The sequence below is a fragment of the Turicibacter bilis genome (assembly GCF_024499055.1).
GTDB lineage: Bacteria > Bacillota_I > Bacilli_A > MOL361 > Turicibacteraceae > Turicibacter > Turicibacter bilis.
The window spans coordinates 2,684,432-2,704,969 of sequence record NZ_CP071249.1 but is presented as its reverse complement, the minus strand read 5'-3'; the positions used below and the strand labels follow the sequence as shown (position 1 = coordinate 2,704,969).

Annotated in this window: 21 protein-coding genes and 2 other annotated features; of the genes, 2 read left to right on the top strand and 19 right to left on the bottom strand. The window is 34.7% G+C overall.

The annotated features are described in order from the left end of the window. Position 1: 1 nt before the first annotated feature. The 17 genes from pheS to parE all read right to left on the bottom strand — a co-directional run bounded on the left by pheS (position 2) and on the right by parE (position 18,359). The gene (gene pheS, locus J0J69_RS12990; RefSeq protein ID WP_055241204.1) at positions 2-1,030 is read right to left on the bottom strand and encodes a phenylalanine--tRNA ligase subunit alpha; all 1,029 of its coding nucleotides are present in this window, start codon (positions 1,028-1,030) and stop codon (positions 2-4) included. 46 nt (positions 1,031-1,076) lie between these two features. Further along, positions 1,077-1,281: a binding site (T-box leader), on the bottom strand. A gap of 79 nt (positions 1,282-1,360) precedes the next feature. Further along, complete coding sequence (locus J0J69_RS12985; protein ID WP_212725748.1) at positions 1,361-2,467, bottom strand: Nif3-like dinuclear metal center hexameric protein; 1,107 nt, start codon at positions 2,465-2,467, stop codon at positions 1,361-1,363. Next, the gene (locus J0J69_RS12980) at positions 2,468-3,145 is read right to left on the bottom strand and encodes a tRNA (adenine(22)-N(1))-methyltransferase (protein ID WP_212724387.1); all 678 of its coding nucleotides are present in this window, start codon (positions 3,143-3,145) and stop codon (positions 2,468-2,470) included. 11 nt (positions 3,146-3,156) lie between these two features. Next, the gene (gene rpoD, locus J0J69_RS12975) at positions 3,157-4,527 is read right to left on the bottom strand and encodes an RNA polymerase sigma factor RpoD (protein ID WP_055241209.1); all 1,371 of its coding nucleotides are present in this window, start codon (positions 4,525-4,527) and stop codon (positions 3,157-3,159) included. Between the two features lie 13 nt (positions 4,528-4,540). Then, positions 4,541-6,337 (bottom strand): DNA primase, encoded by a 1,797-nt coding sequence (dnaG, locus tag J0J69_RS12970; protein ID WP_212724386.1) that lies wholly within the window; start codon positions 6,335-6,337, stop codon positions 4,541-4,543. A gap of 63 nt (positions 6,338-6,400) precedes the next feature. Next, complete coding sequence (locus J0J69_RS12965; RefSeq protein ID WP_055241213.1) at positions 6,401-7,774, bottom strand: glycine--tRNA ligase; 1,374 nt, start codon at positions 7,772-7,774, stop codon at positions 6,401-6,403. A 78-nt stretch (positions 7,775-7,852) separates the two neighbouring features. Continuing rightward, positions 7,853-8,030, bottom strand: a binding site (T-box leader). Between the two features lie 214 nt (positions 8,031-8,244). Beyond that, a complete protein-coding gene (recO, locus tag J0J69_RS12960; RefSeq protein WP_055241215.1) occupies positions 8,245-8,985 on the bottom strand; it encodes a DNA repair protein RecO in 741 nt (246 codons plus the stop codon). Position 8,986: 1 nt separating this feature from the next. Further along, on the bottom strand, positions 8,987-9,145 hold the full coding sequence (locus J0J69_RS12955; RefSeq protein WP_156344942.1) for a YqzL family protein: 159 nt from the start codon (positions 9,143-9,145) through the stop codon (positions 8,987-8,989). A gap of 112 nt (positions 9,146-9,257) precedes the next feature. Further along, entirely contained in the window at positions 9,258-10,166 is a 909-nt protein-coding gene (gene era / locus J0J69_RS12950; protein ID WP_212724385.1) for a GTPase Era, read from the bottom strand. Then, positions 10,166-10,570 (bottom strand): cytidine deaminase, encoded by a 405-nt coding sequence (cdd, locus tag J0J69_RS12945; RefSeq protein WP_055276331.1) that lies wholly within the window; start codon positions 10,568-10,570, stop codon positions 10,166-10,168. The genes era and cdd overlap by 1 nt, the downstream gene beginning before the upstream one ends. A 14-nt stretch (positions 10,571-10,584) precedes the next feature. Next, complete coding sequence (locus J0J69_RS12940; protein ID WP_055276329.1) at positions 10,585-10,971, bottom strand: diacylglycerol kinase family protein; 387 nt, start codon at positions 10,969-10,971, stop codon at positions 10,585-10,587. Next, entirely contained in the window at positions 10,949-11,422 is a 474-nt protein-coding gene (gene ybeY, locus J0J69_RS12935; protein WP_055241222.1) for an rRNA maturation RNase YbeY, read from the bottom strand. The genes J0J69_RS12940 and ybeY overlap by 23 nt, the downstream gene beginning before the upstream one ends. Before the next feature lie 15 nt (positions 11,423-11,437). Beyond that, complete coding sequence (locus J0J69_RS12930; protein WP_055241225.1) at positions 11,438-12,406, bottom strand: PhoH family protein; 969 nt, start codon at positions 12,404-12,406, stop codon at positions 11,438-11,440. Positions 12,407-12,418: 12 nt separating this feature from the next. Continuing rightward, positions 12,419-13,456, bottom strand: a complete 1,038-nt coding sequence (locus tag J0J69_RS12925) for a sporulation protein YqfD (protein WP_256637886.1) — start codon at positions 13,454-13,456, stop codon at positions 12,419-12,421. A gap of 85 nt (positions 13,457-13,541) precedes the next feature. Beyond that, the gene (locus tag J0J69_RS12920; RefSeq protein ID WP_055241229.1) at positions 13,542-13,811 is read right to left on the bottom strand and encodes a YabP/YqfC family sporulation protein; all 270 of its coding nucleotides are present in this window, start codon (positions 13,809-13,811) and stop codon (positions 13,542-13,544) included. A 204-nt stretch (positions 13,812-14,015) separates the two neighbouring features. After that, positions 14,016-16,421, bottom strand: coding sequence for a DNA topoisomerase IV subunit A (gene parC / locus J0J69_RS12915; protein ID WP_212725747.1), 2,406 nt, complete (start codon positions 16,419-16,421; stop codon positions 14,016-14,018). Between the two features lie 3 nt (positions 16,422-16,424). Continuing rightward, positions 16,425-18,359 (bottom strand): DNA topoisomerase IV subunit B, encoded by a 1,935-nt coding sequence (gene parE, locus J0J69_RS12910; RefSeq protein ID WP_055276326.1) that lies wholly within the window; start codon positions 18,357-18,359, stop codon positions 16,425-16,427. 249 nt (positions 18,360-18,608) lie between these two features. On the opposite strand from parE, the gene plsY reads away from it, so the two are divergent. After that, complete coding sequence (plsY, locus tag J0J69_RS12905) at positions 18,609-19,193, top strand: glycerol-3-phosphate 1-O-acyltransferase PlsY (protein WP_055241235.1); 585 nt, start codon at positions 18,609-18,611, stop codon at positions 19,191-19,193. A gap of 24 nt (positions 19,194-19,217) precedes the next feature. Beyond that, entirely contained in the window at positions 19,218-19,412 is a 195-nt protein-coding gene (locus J0J69_RS12900; RefSeq protein ID WP_055241237.1) for an aspartyl-phosphate phosphatase Spo0E family protein, read from the top strand. A 266-nt stretch (positions 19,413-19,678) separates the two neighbouring features. Here the strand turns inward: J0J69_RS12900 and J0J69_RS12895 are convergent, their stop codons facing one another. Together J0J69_RS12895 and J0J69_RS12890 are read right to left on the bottom strand one after the other, a co-directional pair. Further along, entirely contained in the window at positions 19,679-19,900 is a 222-nt protein-coding gene (locus J0J69_RS12895) for a YneF family protein (RefSeq protein ID WP_055241239.1), read from the bottom strand. A gap of 110 nt (positions 19,901-20,010) precedes the next feature. Continuing rightward, entirely contained in the window at positions 20,011-20,253 is a 243-nt protein-coding gene (locus J0J69_RS12890; RefSeq protein WP_212725746.1) for a hypothetical protein, read from the bottom strand. Positions 20,254-20,538: the final 285 nt, after the last annotated feature.

Sequence of the window (20,538 nt, the reverse complement as noted above, 5' to 3'; positions counted from 1 at the left end):
CTTATTTAAACTGATTAATAAATCTTAAATCATTTGTATAGAAGTTACGGATATCTTCAATTCCGTATTTAAGCATGGCGATACGCTCTGCTCCGATACCGAATGCAAATCCTTGATATTTCTTAGAATCAAATCCTGACATTTCTAAGACGTTTGGATGCACCATCCCTGCTCCTAAAATTTCAATCCATCCTGTTCCTTTACAGATGTTACATCCACATCCTGAACATTTTGAGCATGTTACGTCAACCTCTACTGATGGTTCAGTAAATGGGAAGAATGATGGACGTAAACGGATTTCACGATCTTCACCAAACATTTTACGAGCTAATTCTAATAATGTTCCTTTTAAGTCAGCCATTGTAATATCTGTATCAATAACTAATCCTTCAATTTGAGTAAATTGATGTGAGTGAGTCGCATCATCATCGTCACGACGATATACTTTACCAGGGCAGATAATTTTGATTGGTCCTTGACCTTTAGCTGCTTCTAAAACACGTGCTTGTACAGGTGACGTATGTGTGCGTAATAAAGACTCTTCAGTAATATAGAATGAATCTTGCATATCACGAGCTGGATGTCCTTTAGGTAAGTTTAATAATTCAAAGTTATAATGATCCCACTCTACTTCTGGACCTTCTTCAACTGTGTATCCCATTGAGATAAATAAAGCTTCTAATTCGTTCGTCACGGCTTGTAATGGATGAACAACACCAATATAGTTTGTACGTCCTGGTAATGTCACATCAATTGTTTCATTTGCTAACTGTTGTTGAATGGCTAAAGCTTCTAACTCAGCTTTTTTAGTTTCAATTGCTTGTGAAATTACAGATTTAACTTCGTTTGATACTTGCCCAGCACTTTTACGTTCTTCTGGCGCCATATCTTTCATGTTTTTCATCACTTCTTGAATTGGACCTTTTTTTCCTAGGTATTTTACGCGAAGATCATTTAATTCTTTTAAATCAGTTGTATTTGCTACTTCTGATAAAGCTTCGACTTGTAATTGTTTTAATCGATCTAGCATCTTAATTCCTCCAAACTGTTTTTTAAAAAATAAAAAAACGTCCTTAAAAAAGGACGTTTCACACGCGGTACCACCTTTATTGCTAAGATAAATTCTTAACCTCTTAAAACGGATAACGGCCGCAACCGGATGTGATTAGCATCACTCACAAGGTGAATTCATGAGTTTAACTATAAGAGTGCTTCCAGTCTTAGACACCCTCTCCCTTAATAGCAAGTTCCTCATTACTACGCCTTAATCAACGTTTTTTTATTTTTTCTTATCTCTATTATATACATTCAAATGAAAAATGTACAATATTTTATGATATTTAGTAAAATTTTCAATTCATTAAACGAATTTAAACGGTTCCGTACTTAACTCAGAGGCCAGTGCAATATCGCCCATTAATTCATTTAATAAACTTGCAACATGTTGCTTCATAATACACTCTGCATGGTGTCCCACATCTAAAATGTTTAATCCCATCTCTTGAGCATCTTGGGCATCATGGAATCCTACATCACCTGTAATAAATAAATCAGCTTTCTTAGCCTTAACAGGTCCAATATAGCTACTTCCACTTCCACCAATAATCGCAACTGTTTTAATTTTTTTATTCAGCTTACCAACGAAGCGGGCATGTGAAACATTTAAAGCCTGTTTAACGTGTTGAATATACTCAGAAGCTTCAACTGGATTTTCAACTTGCCCAATACGTCCAAGACCATACTCAGCATCAGGCATCGTCACATTTAAGGCATACACATCATATGCCATTTCTTCGTAAGGATGTACCGTTTTAATTTTAGCAATCACACAACTTACTAAAGAAGTTGGAAGTACCCCTTCAATCTTCACTTCATCCACGTATTCAATTTCACCAGTTTGTCCGATAAACGGTTGACTACCCGCTAATGGTTGAAATGAACCAGTTCCTGAAGTCGTAAATGTGCAGTGTGAATAAGCACCAATCTGTCCAATGCCTGCATCTCCCATAACCTGACGAACATCTTCAACATGTGTGCTAGGAACATAAATCGCAATTTTTGAATATTCTTCACGTTTCGTCGGAATTAAAGGTTGAATGTTCATTAACCCTAGAGCATTAGCTAAACAGTCATTCATCCCATTTTTTGCGATATCAAAGTTGGTGTGCATAGAATACACACAAATATCGTGCTTGATGCAAAGCTCTACGATTTTCCCTTTTGGAGTATTCGTATTAATTGAAGCTAATGGACGATAAATAAATGGATGATGCGCCACGATTAAATTGGCTCCACGTTCAATCGCTTCTTCAACGACCGCCTTAGTTACATCGAGTGTCACTAAAACTTTAGTTAATGGGCGATTCACATTTCCGATATGTAATCCAATAGGATCTTTATCGTAAGCTAAATGTTTTGGAAATAAGACTTCCAATTGTTTAATGACATCTGAAATACTAAGACTCATTTATAACACCTCTTTTAATAATGCTTGGCGTTGTTTTAAACTCTCCAAACGTGGATGATTCACTGGTAATTGATGAATGATGGATTCATTTTTAGCAAATTCTTTACTCCATTTTGCATGGAAAACGTCATGTTCTTTGTTTAAGCGTAAAATTGGCCCAAATTCAATATCTAACTCGCTATAAGGGACTAATTCCTCAACTGGTTTAGCAACAATAATCTCATAGAACTTTCCTTCATCTAAAACGATTTTTTCATCAATGATTTCAAATTGATGTGCTGCTAGCCAAGCACGCAATAAGTTAGCATCAATATTAGGTTGTAAGACTAAACGTTGAAATGATTGAGACAATGAGATATTGTCTTCTAAAATAGAGACAATTAATTTCCCACCCATTCCAGCAATCACAACACCTTCAACTTCAGAAGGATTTAAAACCGTTAAGCCCGGACCTAAGCGTGTTTCAATTTTCTCATTTAAGTTGTATCGAGCAATTGTTGTTTTTGCTGCTTCTAAAGGACCTACCCCGATATCAGCCGCAATTGCTTTTTTTAATTGACCATTTAAAATACCTACACAAGGTAGGTATGCATGGTCTGTTCCAACATCCGCTACAGTTTGTAGTGGTGCTAGAGAATTTAAACATGTTTGTAAACGTAACGATAAATCGTAATTCATACTATCGAATCCTATTCTTCCATGAAGTCTTTTAAGCGACGGCTACGAGAAGGATGGCGTAGTTTTCGTAATGCTTTTGCTTCAATCTGACGAATACGTTCACGAGTTACACCGAATTCTTTTCCGACTTCTTCAAGTGTACGTGTGCGTCCATCTTCAAGTCCAAAGCGTAAACGTAACACGCGCTCTTCACGATCGGTTAACGTTTCTAAGACATCATCTAATTCTTTTTTAAGCATTTCGTTAGAAGCAAACTCAGATGGTGATAATGCATCCGCATCTGGAATGAAATCTCCTAAGTGTGAATCATCTTCTTCACCTACTGGTGATTCTAATGAAACGGGTTCTTGAGAGATTTTTAAGATTTCACGAACTTTCTCAGGTGAAATTCCCATTTTTTCTGAGATTTCTTCTGGTAATGGTTCACGCCCTAATTCTTGAACTAATTGACGTTGAATACGAACTAATTTATTAATTGTTTCAACCATGTGAACTGGGATACGAATTGTACGTGCTTGGTCAGCAATCGCACGAGTGATAGCTTGACGAATCCACCATGTTGCATATGTTGAGAATTTGAATCCTTTACGGTAGTCAAACTTTTCAACGGCTTTAATTAATCCCATGTTTCCTTCTTGGATTAAGTCTAAGAATAACATTCCACGTCCCACATGACGTTTTGCAATACTTACAACTAAACGTAAGTTTGCTTCAACTAGACGTTTTTTCGCGTACTCACCTTCATGAATCACGCGACGTGCTTCTTCATCACTTAACTCAGTAATTCCAATTAAGAATTCATTTCCATCATTTGCTTCTCCAGCATCTTTAATTAAAGAGTCAATACGCTCTAATAATTCAGCTGGAAGCTCTTCATTGCGACGACGTAAATCTAAAATCTCAGTCGAAATATCTCCGCGCTCAATTTTCTTCGCAAAGTTAATCTCTTCTTGGCTTGATAATAATTCAACACGTCCGATCTCTTTTAAGTACATACGAACTGGATCGTTGATTTTAAACTGTGATGTAAACTCAAAATCATCGAATTTTTCTTCTAAATCTACTTCATCCTCAGCATTAAAGTCAGCTGGGATGTTTTCATCATCTTCATCTTCGTTATCGAAATCAGGTAAGATTAAAACTGTTTCTTCCTCTTCTGCTTGAGCAACTTCTGGTTCAACAATTTTTTCTGATTTAACGATATCAATTCCTTCTGCATCATATAAATCTAAAAATGAACTAATCATTTCTGGGTCTAAATGAACTTGTTCAAAGTTATTATTGATTTCATCGTATGTTAAATAACCACGTTTTTTTCCTAACTTGATTAATTGATTATTAATTTCTAAAATCTTTTTTTCGTCAAGTACCGGATTTGACATAAAACCACTCCTTCTATTTCCCAAACTGTTGTTTGAGTTGATTTACTTTACCTAGTAATTCCAATTTCTCGTGATCTAATGTTGCTTCGCTAATTTGTTTTTTTAATTGCTCCATCTGAGCTCTATAAACATATTCTTTAACGACAGAAATTAAATCATAAATGACTTCATCACTTCCAAGGGGTGGAAGCGACTCGCACTCAAAAATAATATCTGTAATCGGCTTAACTAAGGCTTCGTCAATCCAATTTAAAAAATATTGTAAATTCATCGTTTCATGTGTCGTGTAATAATCTAAAATATATAGCACGATATTACGACGCGTTGGATCATTCAAATAACCATTTAACTCTTTTTCTACCTGTAAAGCGACACGGCGCTCTTTTAACATGTAGTGAATTAACATTTTTTCAGAACGTTCATATTTAGTATCTCGCACTTGTCTTGAATGTATCTGTAGGTTTTCGTTTTTATTGTTATTAATATTGGCATTTTTATACACTTGACTTTTGCTACTATTGAACTCCTGCAAAATACTTTGCTCACCTATTGAAATATCATACGCTAATTTTTTTAAAATTAACTCTTGCAGAGTGTGACTTTGCAAGGTATAAGCAAAATGGTAGATTTGACGTTTAAATTGCTCTCGATGGCTAACAAATTCTAAATTAAACTGTCGTTTAATATAACGATACTGATAATCGACAGCTGGAATTGCTTGATCAATTAACTTAGAAAAGGCCTCTTTCCCGTGTGTCTTAATAAACTCATCAGGATCCATTTTATTTGGAATTTCAACGACACTGACTGAAAAGTTTTGTGCCATTAAAATAGGAATTGCTTTGTTCGCAGCAGCGAGTCCGGCTTTATCCCCATCAAAACATAATATAATTTGATCAGTTAGACGGCGTAATTCACGACTATGATCTTCGGTCAAAGCGGTTCCCATCGTCGCGACTGATTCAACAAATCCCGCTTCAACTGCGGAAATAACATCTAAAAATCCTTCAAATAATAAGACTCGATTATGACGACGAATCGCTAACTTAGCATCATTTAAATGATAAATAAGCTTTCCTTTTTGGAAAATAGGTGATTCAGGTGAGTTCACGTATTTCCCTAAATGAGTATCCCCTTCTAAGAAAACACGACCACTAAATCCAACCACGTGTCCGATTTTATCAAAAATAGGGAACATAATACGGGATTTAAATCGATCATAATATTGTCCATTATGCTCATTAAGTAAACCTAATTTCATCGCCACATCTAACGAATATCGATTATTAGCTAACGTTTTAACTAAAGCGTCCGAATAAGATGGAGCTAACCCGATTCCAAACTTCGCAATCGTTTCATCACTCATCCCACGATTATGAAGATAATCTAATGCCACTTTTCCTTCTTTTGTGTGATTTAAATAATAGTGATAAAATCCTTTAGCAAACTCTAAAATATCAAATTCATTTTTAAACTTAGCGTCTTGAATCGATTCATCTGATGGTAGAACAATGTTCGTTTCAATCCCCGCACGCTTGGCTAATTTTAAGATAGCTTGTGGATATGAAATAGCTTCAAGTGAAGAGACGAACGAAACGACGTTTCCTCCTTCTCCACAACCAAAGCACTTATAGATTCCTTTATCTGGTGACACGACAAAAGAGGGGGTATTTTCCCCATGGAAAGGACATAAACCTTTATAATTCTTCCCAGCTTTACTCAATTGTACATAGTCACTAATGACATCAACGATATCACTTTTTTCTACGACTTCATCAAATAATTCTTGTGGAATTCGACCCTTTCCCATCGTGTTCACCCTCTCTCCTATAATGTCTTAATTTTAAAATTTTAAAGCAACTTTATGTAGAAATTAAAATTGAATTTTTGAAGTAATGTACTCAACTAATTCATCGATTGCTACACGTTCTTGTTCCATTGTATCACGATGACGAACTGTTACTTTTTTATCTTCTAATGAATCATAGTCGAATGTGACACAGAATGGTGTTCCAATTGCATCTTGACGACGATAACGTTTACCGATTGTTCCCGCTTCATCATAATCAACCATCATATGTTTAGATAATTCTGCAAACACTTCTAATGATTGTTCATTCAATTTCTTAACTAATGGTAAGACCGCCACTTTGTAAGGAGCTAAAGCTGGGTGGAATTTTAAAACTTCACGTGTTTCTCCATTTTCTAACGTTTCTTCTTCATAAGCATCAATTAAGAACGCTAATGTCACACGGTCTGCTCCTACTGATGGTTCAATACAGTATGGTACATATTTTTCATTTGTTGTTGGATCTTGATATTCGAAGTTTGCTCCTGATTCTTTCATATGTGCTTTTAAGTCGAAGTCAGTACGGTTGGCAACTCCCCATAACTCTCCCCAACCAAATGGGAAACGGTACTCGATATCTGATGTTCCGTTACTGTAGTGACTTAATTCTTCTGGTGAATGTTCACGTTGACGAATATGTTCTGGATTCATTCCTAAATTTACCAACCAATTCCAGCAATATTGTTTCCAGAACTCATACCATTGTCCATCTTCACCTGGTTTACAGAAGAATTCTAATTCCATTTGTTCGAATTCACGTGTACGGAATGTAAAGTTTCCTGGTGTAATTTCGTTACGGAATGATTTCCCGATTTGTCCAATTCCAAATGGAATTTTTTTACGGCTAGTACGTTGAACATTTTTGAAATTAACGAAGATTCCTTGTGCTGTTTCTGGACGTAAATAAACAGCTGATTTATCGTCTGAAACAACTCCCATGTGTGTTTTAAACATTAATTCAAATTGACGAATATCTGTAAAGTCATGAGCTCCACAGTCTGGACATGCAATATTGTGCTCACGAATATAAGCCATCATTTGCTCTTCTGTCCATCCATCAGCTACGATATCGTCTCCATGATCTTCGATTAATTTATCTGCACGGTGACGACTCTTACATGCTTTACAGTCCATTAAAGGATCACTAAATCCTCCAACGTGCCCTGATGCAACCCAAGTTTGAGGATTCATTAAGATGGCACTATCTAACCCCACATTATATGGTGACTCTTGGATAAATTTTTTCCACCAAGCTTTTTTCACGTTATTTTTTAATTCCACACCTAACGGCCCATAATCCCAAGTATTTGCTAATCCTCCATAAATTTCGCTTCCTTGGTAAACGAATCCTTGTGTTTTACACATATTTACGATTTTTTCCATTGTTACTTGACTCATTTTAACGCTCCTTCACTTAACAAAATTCTGGTCTCGTGAACATAGAGAAAATAAAAACTCCCATACCTATGCCACGAGCATAGGGACGAGAGTTATTCCCGCGGTTCCACCCTATTTGTAAAATCCTATGATTTTACCACTTTGTTAACTATGCTCAAAAGTTCCCTTCCTTAAGACCTTGAAATCTGGCTCCCACCTTCCCAGACTCGCTGCCATTCAAATGTTCAAAAGTACTACTCTTCGTCTTCACATAAATATTGCATTATACTACTACCATTATAGTATATCAATAGTTAAAAGACAATATACAAAAATACGAAAAACGACGGCAAAAAAACAATAATTACAACTAATAATCACACATTTATTAAAATTCATACATAAAGATAATTTATACAACATGACTCTTTCTACTTTCTATTATGCTTTTCAAATATAAAGTAGAAAAAGAAGAGCAAATTCGCTCTTCTTTAAATTTCTTTCATAAATTTCTTAGTCTGAAGATGTAAACCAGCATATGAATCATAATAGGCATCTAAAAATTGCTCAATTGGTTTCAACAATTCTTCTTCTAATTCAACCTCAGGTAAATGATTAATATCAACCTTATACAGTGCACGAACAATTGGAATAAGGGGAGCATCAATTAAAATAGGTTCCGCTGGGTGATAACACTTAGCACAAACTAATCCTCCTTGGCGTACACTCAGTGTTGCGATATGTTCTGTACTTCTACACACAGCACAGCAATCCATTACAGGTTCAATGCCAATAATAGGCATCATTTTAAGTTGAAAAATTAAACTTAATAAATAAGCTGAATAACCTTGTTCAGCTGCATCTAAGAAATTTTTCAACATACGATAAACATACGAACTGTACTCAGATTCAGCCATCCCTTTTAAAATTAATTCAATCATAAAATAAAAATAAGCTATATTTTCATAATCTAACTTTACATTTAAATAATAATCAATAACGTCTCCACTATAAACATAATATAGATCGCTATTGGCATTTGTTGAGGGCTTTAAATTAAAACGTGCACAAGTCAATGGCTGGACGAGTGCACTTTTTTTTGTATTAACTTTATTGGCGTTTTGTACAAAAACGCCAATAACCCCCTGATTCTCCGTCAGAACTTTAACAATTTTATGGTGTTCTCCATAGTTAAAGCTCTTCAATATAATTCCTTCAACATCAATTGCCACGCTACTCCTCCTCTGTAACTTTAGCAGGCTTTACATTAGCAATCTCTTCTGAGAACTCAGTATTTATATTGTCTATCGCTAACTTATCTGATTCTTTCATTAACAAATAGTGATCAATTTTTCCTGTACGTTTAAAGATTTCCCATTCTAGACTATTCATGTATGATCCCTTCTTACTAGCTACGCTATTATTTTTAGCCCCTATACATTAGTATGGCTAAGAAGAGAAAATCTATGATAATTCCAATTTAATTTTGTCTTAAAAAGTCGAATTAGTATTCTTTTTCACTATATCCAAAGTCATTTAGATATAATTTTTTATTACGCCAATCTTTTTGAACTTTTACCCATAATTCTAAGTAGATTTTTGTTCCTAATAATTTAACGATATCTTTACGAGCTAATGTCCCGATGTCTTTTAACATCTTTCCACCTTTACCAATTAGGATTCCTTTTTGAGATGGACGCTCTACAACAATCGTTGCCATCACATCAATGACATTTTTCCCATCTACTTTTTCAATTTTATCAATAACAACAGCTACTGAATGTGGCACTTCTTCATGTGTTAAATGCAATACTTTCTCACGAATTAATTCTGAAATAATGAAACGTTCTGGATGATCCGTAATATGATCTGATGGGTAGAATTGTGGTCCTTCTGGCAACTCTTCTTTGATAACAGAAAGTAAAGTATCGATATTTTCTCCTGTCATCGCTGAAATTGGAATAATACCCGCAAAGTCATGCTGATCACGGAAAGTCGCAATCACTGTTAATAATTCTTCTTTTGTAATTAAATCAATTTTATTGATCACTAAGAAGACTGGTTGTTTAACTGATTTTAAATGCTCTAAAATGAATTGATCTCCGCGACCTAACTTTTCAGTGGCATTTACCATGAACATAACGGCATCGACTTCATTTAATGTTCCAATTGCTAAATCAGTCATGAATTTACCTAACTCATGCTTCGGTTTATGGATTCCTGGTGTATCGATAAAAATCGTTTGCGAATCGTGATCCGTAATAACCCCTTGAATTTTATTTCGTGTCGTTTGTGGTTTATCACTCATAATAGCAATTTTTTTTCCTAAAACTTTGTTTAAGAATGTTGATTTTCCAACATTAGGACGCCCAATGATAGAGACAAACCCTGATTTAAATGCTTCGTTAGTCATTATAGATCCTCCGATGTGAATGAATATGGTAATAATTCTGCGACTGTGTATGTTTTTACTTCATCTTTGTTACTTAATAAAATAACTTGTGCATCTTGTGGCATTAACTCACTAATCACTTGACGACAAGCTCCACATGGTGAAATTGGACGATCCGTATTAGCAACAACAGCAATCGCTTCAATATCGTCGCGACGATAACCTTTTGTAAAAGCTGTAAATAAAGCAGAACGCTCTGCACAATTTGTTAATCCAAATGAAGCATTTTCAACGTTTGCTCCATTAATAATATTTCCATCTTTTAATTTTAAAGCCGCTCCTACTGGAAATTTAGAATAAGGCACATAAGCATTTTGATAAGCTTCTTTTGCTGCTGCGATTAAGTCTGCATACATTTCTTTCATAAACTCTTCACCTACTATTTAAATATATATGGAAGAAAGATAATTCCTCCGATAATTGTCGCAAAAATAGCTGCGACAAGAACCGCTCCTGCGGCAACATCCTTTGCAATTTTAGCATAAATATGATACTCAGATGTCACTAAATCAACCGTTCTCTCAATAGCGGTATTCACCATTTCCAAACAGATGACTTGTGCACTGATGAGTAGAATAATTAGAAGCTCTACTTTACTAATACCAAAAGAAAGGCCACTTAAAACAGCAGCCAAAGCTGCTGTATAGTGGACCTTTATATTACGCCCTATTACAAACGATGTCAAGATACCACAAAAAGCATGTTGAAAAGATTTTATTAATGCTTTAACGGAATGTTCCTCTTTAACGTCGAATTCCGAGCGCATTTAAGACATCCTCCTGTTTACCAAACATGATTTTCTCTTCTTCTGGCTCTATATGATCATAACCTAACAAATGAAGACATCCATGAACAGCAAGGAAACTTAATTCACGTTCAAATGAATGTCCATAACGCTCAGCTTGCTCACGTGTTCTTGGTAAAGAAATAAAAACATCTCCAAGCATTCGAGGCATTGGAATTCCTTGAATTTTAATTTCTCCCGGCATTTCATCTTCAATAGCAAACGTAATAACATCTGTTACGGCATCTTTTTGACGGTAGTTCGCATTAATCTCACGAATTTGCTCATTATCAACGAAGATAAAACTGCACTCTAACATCTCATTTGTCAAATTTTCTTGTTTAATCGTTTCATTAACTACTGTTGTAATCATTGCTTCATAAGTCTCAACCGACTCACTCGTTTGATTATAAAATTGGATATCTACTCCCATATCTGTTACTCCTTTTTACTCACCAGTCTTTTCATAGCTTTCAATAATTTTTTGAACAAGCGTATGACGAACAACGTCAACTGTTTCGAATTGAACAAATTCAATTCCTTTTACATCTGATAAAATTTCTTTTGCATGTTTTAAACCTGATTTTACTGGTTTAGGTAAGTCAATCTGAGTCTCATCACCTGTGACTACCATCTTAGAATTAAATCCTAAACGCGTTAAGAACATTTTCATTTGCTGTTTCGTTGTATTTTGTGCTTCATCTAAAATGATATACGCATCTTCAAGGGTACGACCACGCATATAAGCAAGTGGCGCAATCTCAATAATTCCACGTTCAATCATTTTTTCTGTTTGTTCCAGACCTAGTACATCATATAATGCATCATATAGCGGACGTAAATATGGGTCAACCTTTTCTTTTAAATCTCCTGGTAAAAATCCAAGGTTTTCTCCCGCTTCAACGACTGGACGCGTTAAGATGATTTTACGAACAATATTCTTTTTAAGTAACGCAACACCAATCACAACCGCTAAATAAGTTTTTCCGGTCCCGGCTGGTCCAATTCCAAAAACAAGGTCATTGTCTTGAATTTTACGATAATATTCTTTTTGATTGAATGTTTTAGCATAGATGGTTTTTCCTTGAATCGTTTTGATAATTTTATAACGCTCATCAAAGAGTGATTCTAATTCACCTAAACGATGCTGTTCATTCATTTTTATTGCATATAACACATCACGTTCTGTAATTTCTTTTCCTTTACGATGTAACTCCACAAGTGCTAATAACACTTGACGAATAATTTCGGCTTTTTTCTCATCACCGAATAAATACAACTGATCGCCTCGTAATGAAATCTCGACATTGTAGTAATCTTCAAAGATTTTTAAATGTTTATCGTGATGTCCAACAACTGAGATTGTCTCATCAATAGTTTCAAACACTGCAGGTATTTTAATAGGGTCTTTACTCATAATTCAGCTCCTCTAATATGCAATATTTTCGTATATTGTCAGATGACACTTATAAATAAATTGTGTCTCTGTCTCTTCTTCTGATATTATCTCCAAATTCTTAATGATAAACTCCCCATCTGTCTCTTGTTTAAATTTATTTTTAACAAGTGTCAGAAGATTTGCCTTTAATTCTTCAGAAGTATTTACTCTCATTATATCACGTTTTTCATAATATTGTCTTTTTTCTAAATAAAGGGGAGATTCTTCCATAAAAAAGAATGGATTGTACTCTTTTGTCACTTCTTCATACTTCTCATAAGCAATCTCTTGTGAAGGAAAGTTAAACTTCATTCCACCCAGATGGAGAACATAAGTAGTTTGTTTGTTAGCTGTAAAACCTTCTTGTACATCAACTTTTTCCGCCGTCACATTAACTTCATACCAGGTATCTGCCCAAACTTCTCCCTTAGCCGTATCTTCAATAGGTATAATTTCAGTTGTATACGGTTGCTCGACATAGCATGTAACTAATGGATCCCCTTCTTTAACCAGCTGGTTTTGTTCAACCAACACCCGACAACTTGAAACTTTATAATTTTTAATGATCCCTGAACGCTTCGCATATAGTGTGTCAGAATAAGTATCTAAATCATCACGCTCATCCACTGGTGTATTATAAACATCGAAAACGATATCTGTTCCTTTTCGATAAATATTTATCCAAACATATTCATTATAATACGCTTCAAGTTCAGTTTTTATATCTTCAACCTCACTTTTTAAAAAGTGAAATGGTCCAACCTGATTAAAATGGGGCTCAAGTAATGCCTCTAACTCTTGTTGTTCTTGAGTATTTAAATTCCCATTAATTCGATAACCAATTGTATGTTTATTCATCAAAATCATTAATAAACACGTTAAAGCGACAATGGGAACAATAATTTTCAAGATGGCAGGATAAATCGATAACTCTGTCACAATCGGATAACGAGTTTCAAGCTGTTTGGCTACATCCTTTCGAATTGTAACCAAATAGCCATCTTCATGTTTTTTCACCCCATAAATCATTATATTTTGACACCTGAGCTGGGTGACTTCTGTCATAGAAGGCACTATAATTTGTACTTTTGTTATAAAGATACTTAACCATTTATTATTCATCCATATCACCGACTATTTCTATTTTTTTTATCCCATCACTTTCAATTCGAATGACTAAGTCACCATACTCTTTAATACGTAAGTTCACCCCAAAAATCACATAGCGGTTATCTGGGGTCTTCAAAATACAAGATTCCTCTGTAAAATTCTCTACCGTACAACGATCATTGACAATGACGCTTTTATTCTGTATGAGTTGAATAAGAGGATAACTCAAGGCTTGCTTAAAGATTAATGATTCAACCTTATTAATCATTTCCATTCTATCACCATCGTTTTTGTCTTAACTCTTCTTATACTCATAAGATTGTATGAGATGACACCTTGGAATATGAACATTTACTTAAAAATGCTTTTGATAAACTACATGAAGCCGCCATTTTTACTCTAAATTTAAATACACTACCAATCTATTACTGATTTAATTAGAATAAAAAAATCGATTCTCTAAAGAGAATCGATTTTTTTATTCTATATCTTCAACCACAAATTTAAAGACCTCAGCATCAACCATATTTGTTCCAACTGAGTTTAAATCAACAGGTTTAAGTATTGTATTTAATTTAGTTATCCCATCAATTGTTAAAATTGAAACCTCTTGTTTTGGTAAAACCTTGATACAATCAACAAATTGATGTGGATTTGATTTAATGGTTTTAATTCCTAAACATCCCTTTTTGTTACGCGTTGATAACGCAATGTCTTTTACTTTTAATTTTTTAATATTTCCACGTTGCGTTAACAGCAAAATTTCATCATTAACAGAGGCTAAAACAACTTTAATTAATTGATCACCTGATCCTAATTGAATCCCTTTGACTCCCATCGCCTTTAATCCAGTTGGGGTAATTTCATCATCACTAAACTTTAACAGATATCCATTTTTTGTTACCATAATGACATCGTTCATAAACGTACAACGAATGACTGAAATTAATTCATCATCTTCTTTTACCGACATGGCTACCATGGCACGGTTATAACGTGTCACCTCTAAATCACTTAATCGAGTTTTCTTAACCATTCCGCTTGCAGTCGTAAAGAAGAAGTACTCTTCCGTTTTGAAATTAGAAACCGCATGTACCGCAATAATTTTTTCTTCTGAATCCATCGTCACTAAGTTTGAAACGTGTTGACCAATATCTTTCCACTTAAACTCAGGCAACTTAAAGACTGGTAAATAAATAAAGCTTCCTCGATTTGTAAACATGACAAGTGTTTGAAGCGTATCTAACTGAAGTTTAGCAACTAATTCGTCGCCTTCTTTCATCGTTGACGTATCTGATTTTGTAGCATTGTAAGAACGTAGACTTGTACGTTTAACATAGCCATCTTTTGTGATTGCAACCATGACATCTTCCTTAACAACCATATCTGTTTCATCAATTTTGATTTCTTGGATATGTTTTTGAATGACACTACGGCGAGGTGTTTCAAATTGCTTTTTAACTTGTTTCAACTCATCTTGAATGACTTTTAACAGTTTAGTTTCACTACTTAAAATAGCTGTTAATTCTTGAATAGTTTTTGTTAATTCTTCATTCTCTTTTTCAAGAGCTGTGACGTCTGTATTAGTTAAGCGATATAACTGTAACATCACGATAGCTTCTGCTTGACGCTCACTGAATCCAAAGGCTTGAATTAAATTTTTCTTCGCATCTGCTTTGTCTTTTGAATGACGAATAATTTGAACGACTTCATCTAAAACAGACACCATTTTAATTAACCCTTCAACAATGTGCTGACGTTCACGAGCACGTTTTAAATCGAAGTTTGAGCGGTTAGTTACCACTTCTTTTTGATGCTGAATATACGCATCGATTAAATCCATTAATCCCATTAAGACTGGACGCTTATTATGAATCGCAACCATGTTAATGTTATAAGAGATTTGTAAATCAGTATTTTTAAATAAGTAATTTAAGACGATTTCTGATTTAACATCTTTTTTAAGTTCAATGACGATTCGTAATCCATTGCGGTCCGTTTCGTCACGTACTTCCATGATTCCTTCAACTTTTTTATCAATACGAAGATCATCAATTTTCTTCACTAAATTTGCTTTATTGACTTCATAAGGAATTTCAGTGACAACGATTTGTTCACGTCCTCCACGAACTGGTTCAATCTCAGCTTTTGAACGAATGACAATACGACCTTTTCCAGTTGTATAGGCTTTTTTTATTTCTTGTTCCCCTTGAATAATAGCACCTGTTGGGAAATCTGGACCTTGAACAAACGTTAAAATATCATCTAATGCACATTGTTTATGATTCATTCGATAAATAACGGCGTCAATAATCTCACCTAAGTTATGGGGGGGGATATCAGTTGCATAACCGGCTGAAATCCCTGTTGCCCCATTTACTAATAAGTTTGGGAAAAAGGCTGGTAATACTGTTGGTTCTGTCATCGAATCATCAAAGTTTGGAACAAAATCAACTAAGTTTTTATCGATATCTTTTAATAACAATCCTGAAATAGCTGATAAACGAGCTTCCGTATAACGCATCGCGGCTGCTGGATCGCCATCAATACTACCATTATTCCCATGCATTTGAACTAATGGTTCACGAAGCTTCCAATCTTGTGATAAACGCACCATAGCATCATAAACGGAAGAATCTCCATGAGGATGATAGTTACCAATCACGTTACCGACTGTTTTAGCCGATTTACGGAATGGTTTTTCATAAGTATTTCCGTCTTTATACATCGCATATAAAATACGTCGTTGTACAGGCTTCAATCCATCTCGCACATCTGGTAATGCACGATCTTGAATAATATATTTCGAGTAACGTCCAAAACGATCACCCATAATATCCTCTAAACGCATGACCTGCACACGTTCTTGGGTAGCTTTATTCATAAATTACACCCTTTCTATGTCATAATCATCTTCCATGGTAAAGTCGACATTTTGCTCAATCCATTCTCGACGAGGCTCAACTTTATCTCCCATGAGTGTTGTCACTCGATGATCTGCGTCCGCAGCATCTTCGATGGTTACTTGAATTAAAGTTCGTGTTTCAGGATTCATAGTTGTATCCCATAACTGATCGGCATTCATCTCACCAAGACCTTTGTAACGTTGAAGGGTATAACCTTTTCCAACTTTTGCAATAACATCATTTAACTCTTCATCTGTCCAAGCATATTCAATGACTTGTTTTTTACCTTGACCTTTTGAAACTTTATAAAGTGGTGGTAAAGCAATATAAACCTTTCCTGCTTCTACTAATTCTTTCATGTAACGGAAGAAGAATGTTAAAAGCAACACTTGAATATGCGCACCATCAGTATCGGCATCGGTCATGATAATAATTTTATCGTAATTAACATCGCTTAATTCAAAGTTCGCCCCTACTCCGGCACCAATAGTATAAATCATCGTATTGATTTCTTCATTTTTAAAGATGTCTTCCATTTTTGCTTTTTCGGTATTAATAACTTTACCACGCAATGGAAGAATCGCTTGAAAGGCACGGTTTCGACCTAGTTTAGCTGAACCGCCCGCCGAATCCCCCTCGACTAAGAATAACTCATTCTTTTGTGGATTCTTTGTTTGTGCTGGCGTTAGCTTCCCAGATAAATTAGTTTCTTTTTTCTTTTTTGTTTTCCCGCTACGTGCATCTTCACGTGCTTTACGAGCCGCTTCTCGAACTTGAGCCGCTTTCACTGCCTTCTTAATTAACTGTGTCGCAACTGCTCCATTTTCATTAAAGAAGAATGTTAACTTTTCGGCAATAACGTTATCTACAGCTGAACGTGCTTCTGGTGTTCCAAGCTTTGCTTTCGTTTGTCCTTCAAACTGTAATAAACGCTCTGGAATACGAACAGAAACAATTGCTGCTAATCCCTCTCGAATATCAGCACCTTCTAAGTTTTTATCTTTTTCTTTTAAAAGTCCGTTACGACGGGCATAATCATTAAAAATACGGGTTAAGACAGCTTTTGCACCTGTTTCATGTGTTCCACCATCTTTTGTACGGACATTATTAACGAATGATAAAATATTTTCTGAATAGCTTCCCGAGTATTGGAAGGCAAAATCAACTTCAATATCTTGGCTCTCACCTTCAAAATAGACGACTTCATGTAACGTATCTTTACCTTCATTTAAAAAGCTAACAAACGATTTAATTCCGTCCTCATAGTAGAACGTTTCTTCTTTATCATTTCTTAAATCAACTAATTCAATTTTTAATCCTTTTAGTAAAAACGCTGACTCTCGTAATCGTTCACTTAAAATATCAAAAGAATAAACTGTTGTTGAAAAAATTTCTGGATCTGGCTTGAAAGTCACTAATGTTCCTGTTTCTTTTGTTTTACCCATCACTTCAAGTCCCGTAACCGGATGTCCACCCTTTTCAAAGCGTTGACGGAAAATAGATCCATCGCGTTTAATTGTTACCTCTAACCATTCCGATAAGGCATTGACTACACTGGCCCCTACACCATGTAATCCACCTGATGTTTTATAACCACCCGTTCCAAACTTTCCACCCGCGTGTAAAACTGTATAAATAACTTCAGGAGTTGGCTTTCCCGATTTATGCATTCCGGTAGGAACTCCACGTCCACAGTCTTGGACACTAATACTATTATTTTCATGAATTGTTACTTTTATATAATTACCGTAACCGGCTAAAACTTCATCAATAGCATTATCAACAATTTCATAAACGAGATGATGTAATCCACGGCTATCTGTAGAACCGATGTACATCCCAGGTCTTTTTCGTACCGCTTCTAATCCTTCAAGTACCTGTATCGAATCTTCGTTATAATTTAAGTGCGTCGACATGATGACACTCCTTTCTCTTTCCATTATCTCATTTTAAAAGATTTTACCTCAGAATAAAAGAGATTATTTGCACAAATTCATCGAACTTTTGTTTTATTTCTATACAAAATAAAAGTATTATACATTAATTAGAATACGAATAACAGTGTGAAATATGTCGAAAAAGAAGTTTTTTATATTTTTTTTGTAATTTTGACTAATATTATTAGACTCTATGCTATAATATTTCTACAAAAAAGGAGGATTTAAATGAACAATATAATTTTAATGATTGTCGCTTATTTATTAGGCTCATTCCCCTCAGCACTTGTGATTGGGAAGACTTTTTATCAAAAAGATATTCGTAACTACGGCTCTGGAAATCTAGGAAGCACGAATGCGTTCCGTGTTCTAGGAAAAAAAGGAGGGGCCGTTGTTTTTATTCTAGATATTTTAAAAGGGGGATTGGCTCTATTAATTGCTACTTATGGGGGAGCAACGATTTCACCATTAATTATTGCTGTATTTGCTTTAATCGGTCACATCTATCCCATTTTCGCTAATTTTAAAGGGGGAAAAGCTGTAGCTACAAGCGCTGGAATTATATTATTTTACTCACCCGTTCTATTTGCGATACTATTCATTATTTTCGTTATTACATTAAAAATTTGGAAGATGGTTTCACTATCATCAACGATTATTTCCATCGCCGCTGTCTTCATCGTTTGGTTCGGAAATTATGATTTAACGGCACAAATTATGTTTTCAATCTTCGCAGCTCTTATTATTATTAAACATATTCCAAATTATAAGCGTATCTTAAACGGGACAGAGAACAAAGTTTCATTCTTATAAACACGTCATTGGGGGAAACATAATATGAAAACGAGTAATTGTTCAACACACACAACATCTAATGAGGCACAAATCCTATATGCACGCATTACTAAAGTCAAAGCTGAATTACATGAATTAGTTAAAAATCTTGGAATGGTGCATGAATTAACTGTAGCCAAAAGCCAAGAACTTGATGTTGTTGTTAATGAATATATGACACATAAAAACCAATTATAAGAAAAAAATGGCCATTTAGGCTATTTTTTTTATGTTCTATATCCATTTGTTCTACATACAAACAGAAATGTTTTCTACATCTACTATGGTAAATTAAATATTTAATAGTTATGCCATGGGTTACCTGCTATGCGAAGCATATTTCCTCCGCTGGTAGAGTCTTAAAAGTTTTAAGATGCAAAAGGCTTATGTGACTTATATATTTCCTAAATTTTTTAGTAAAAGAAAAGCATTAAATGATTAAGGATCATCTAATGCTTTTAGTTTTACTTCATATTTTGATTAATTTGTTTCATTACTTGGTTAATTTGTTTTTGAGAAGGTGTACGCCCCATTTGCATCATCATTGTACGTACGACTTCTTCATTAATAGGTGGGTTTTTTTGTAAATATTTCTTTAATTGACGTTGTGCGACGAAAAATCCAACAACAGCTCCTACTAATAATGCGATAATAATCCATAACCAAAATACCCAACTTGTAAACATATGTATTTCCTCCAAACGTTTTTACTATTCAATAGACCACTATTATACTCAATTTATACTAGATTATGGTCAATATGTCAAGTAAATATAGGATAAAGAAACCATCCTTACTAACCTATTGATAGCGTTTTTAAAAGAAGGTACCAAAGGGTTGAGAAAAGAATGAGGAAAATTCCGATAAGTTCACTATTTATGATTCCCATCATTCTCATATGAATTAAACTTCCTAATTCATAAGCAAGCAATCCTAATAAACCAATCACAAATAGATTAGAACAAATCGTATATTTCACTTGATAAAAACTCAAATAGCTTAGCGTAATAATCGTCATCACAAAGCTTAAAACCCCCACCATGCCCTCATTACAATAAGTAGCTCTTAATAAATATAACCAATGAACAGCCATTCGTTGTTTTGGGATGACTTCACTAATAAGTATTAGATACTCGTTCTAAAGTAAAACGACAAAAAAATCTCGGTAGTAGCAAATAATTCCTCCTAATAAGGTAATGAATCCTATCATGATAATCTCTACCTCTTCACTGATAATTGACATTCCTAGCATGGTTTTAAGACTAATTTGATAAGCTCGCGAAATAGCGGTGACATGTAAACCTAAAAAGCTAATCATTTAAAA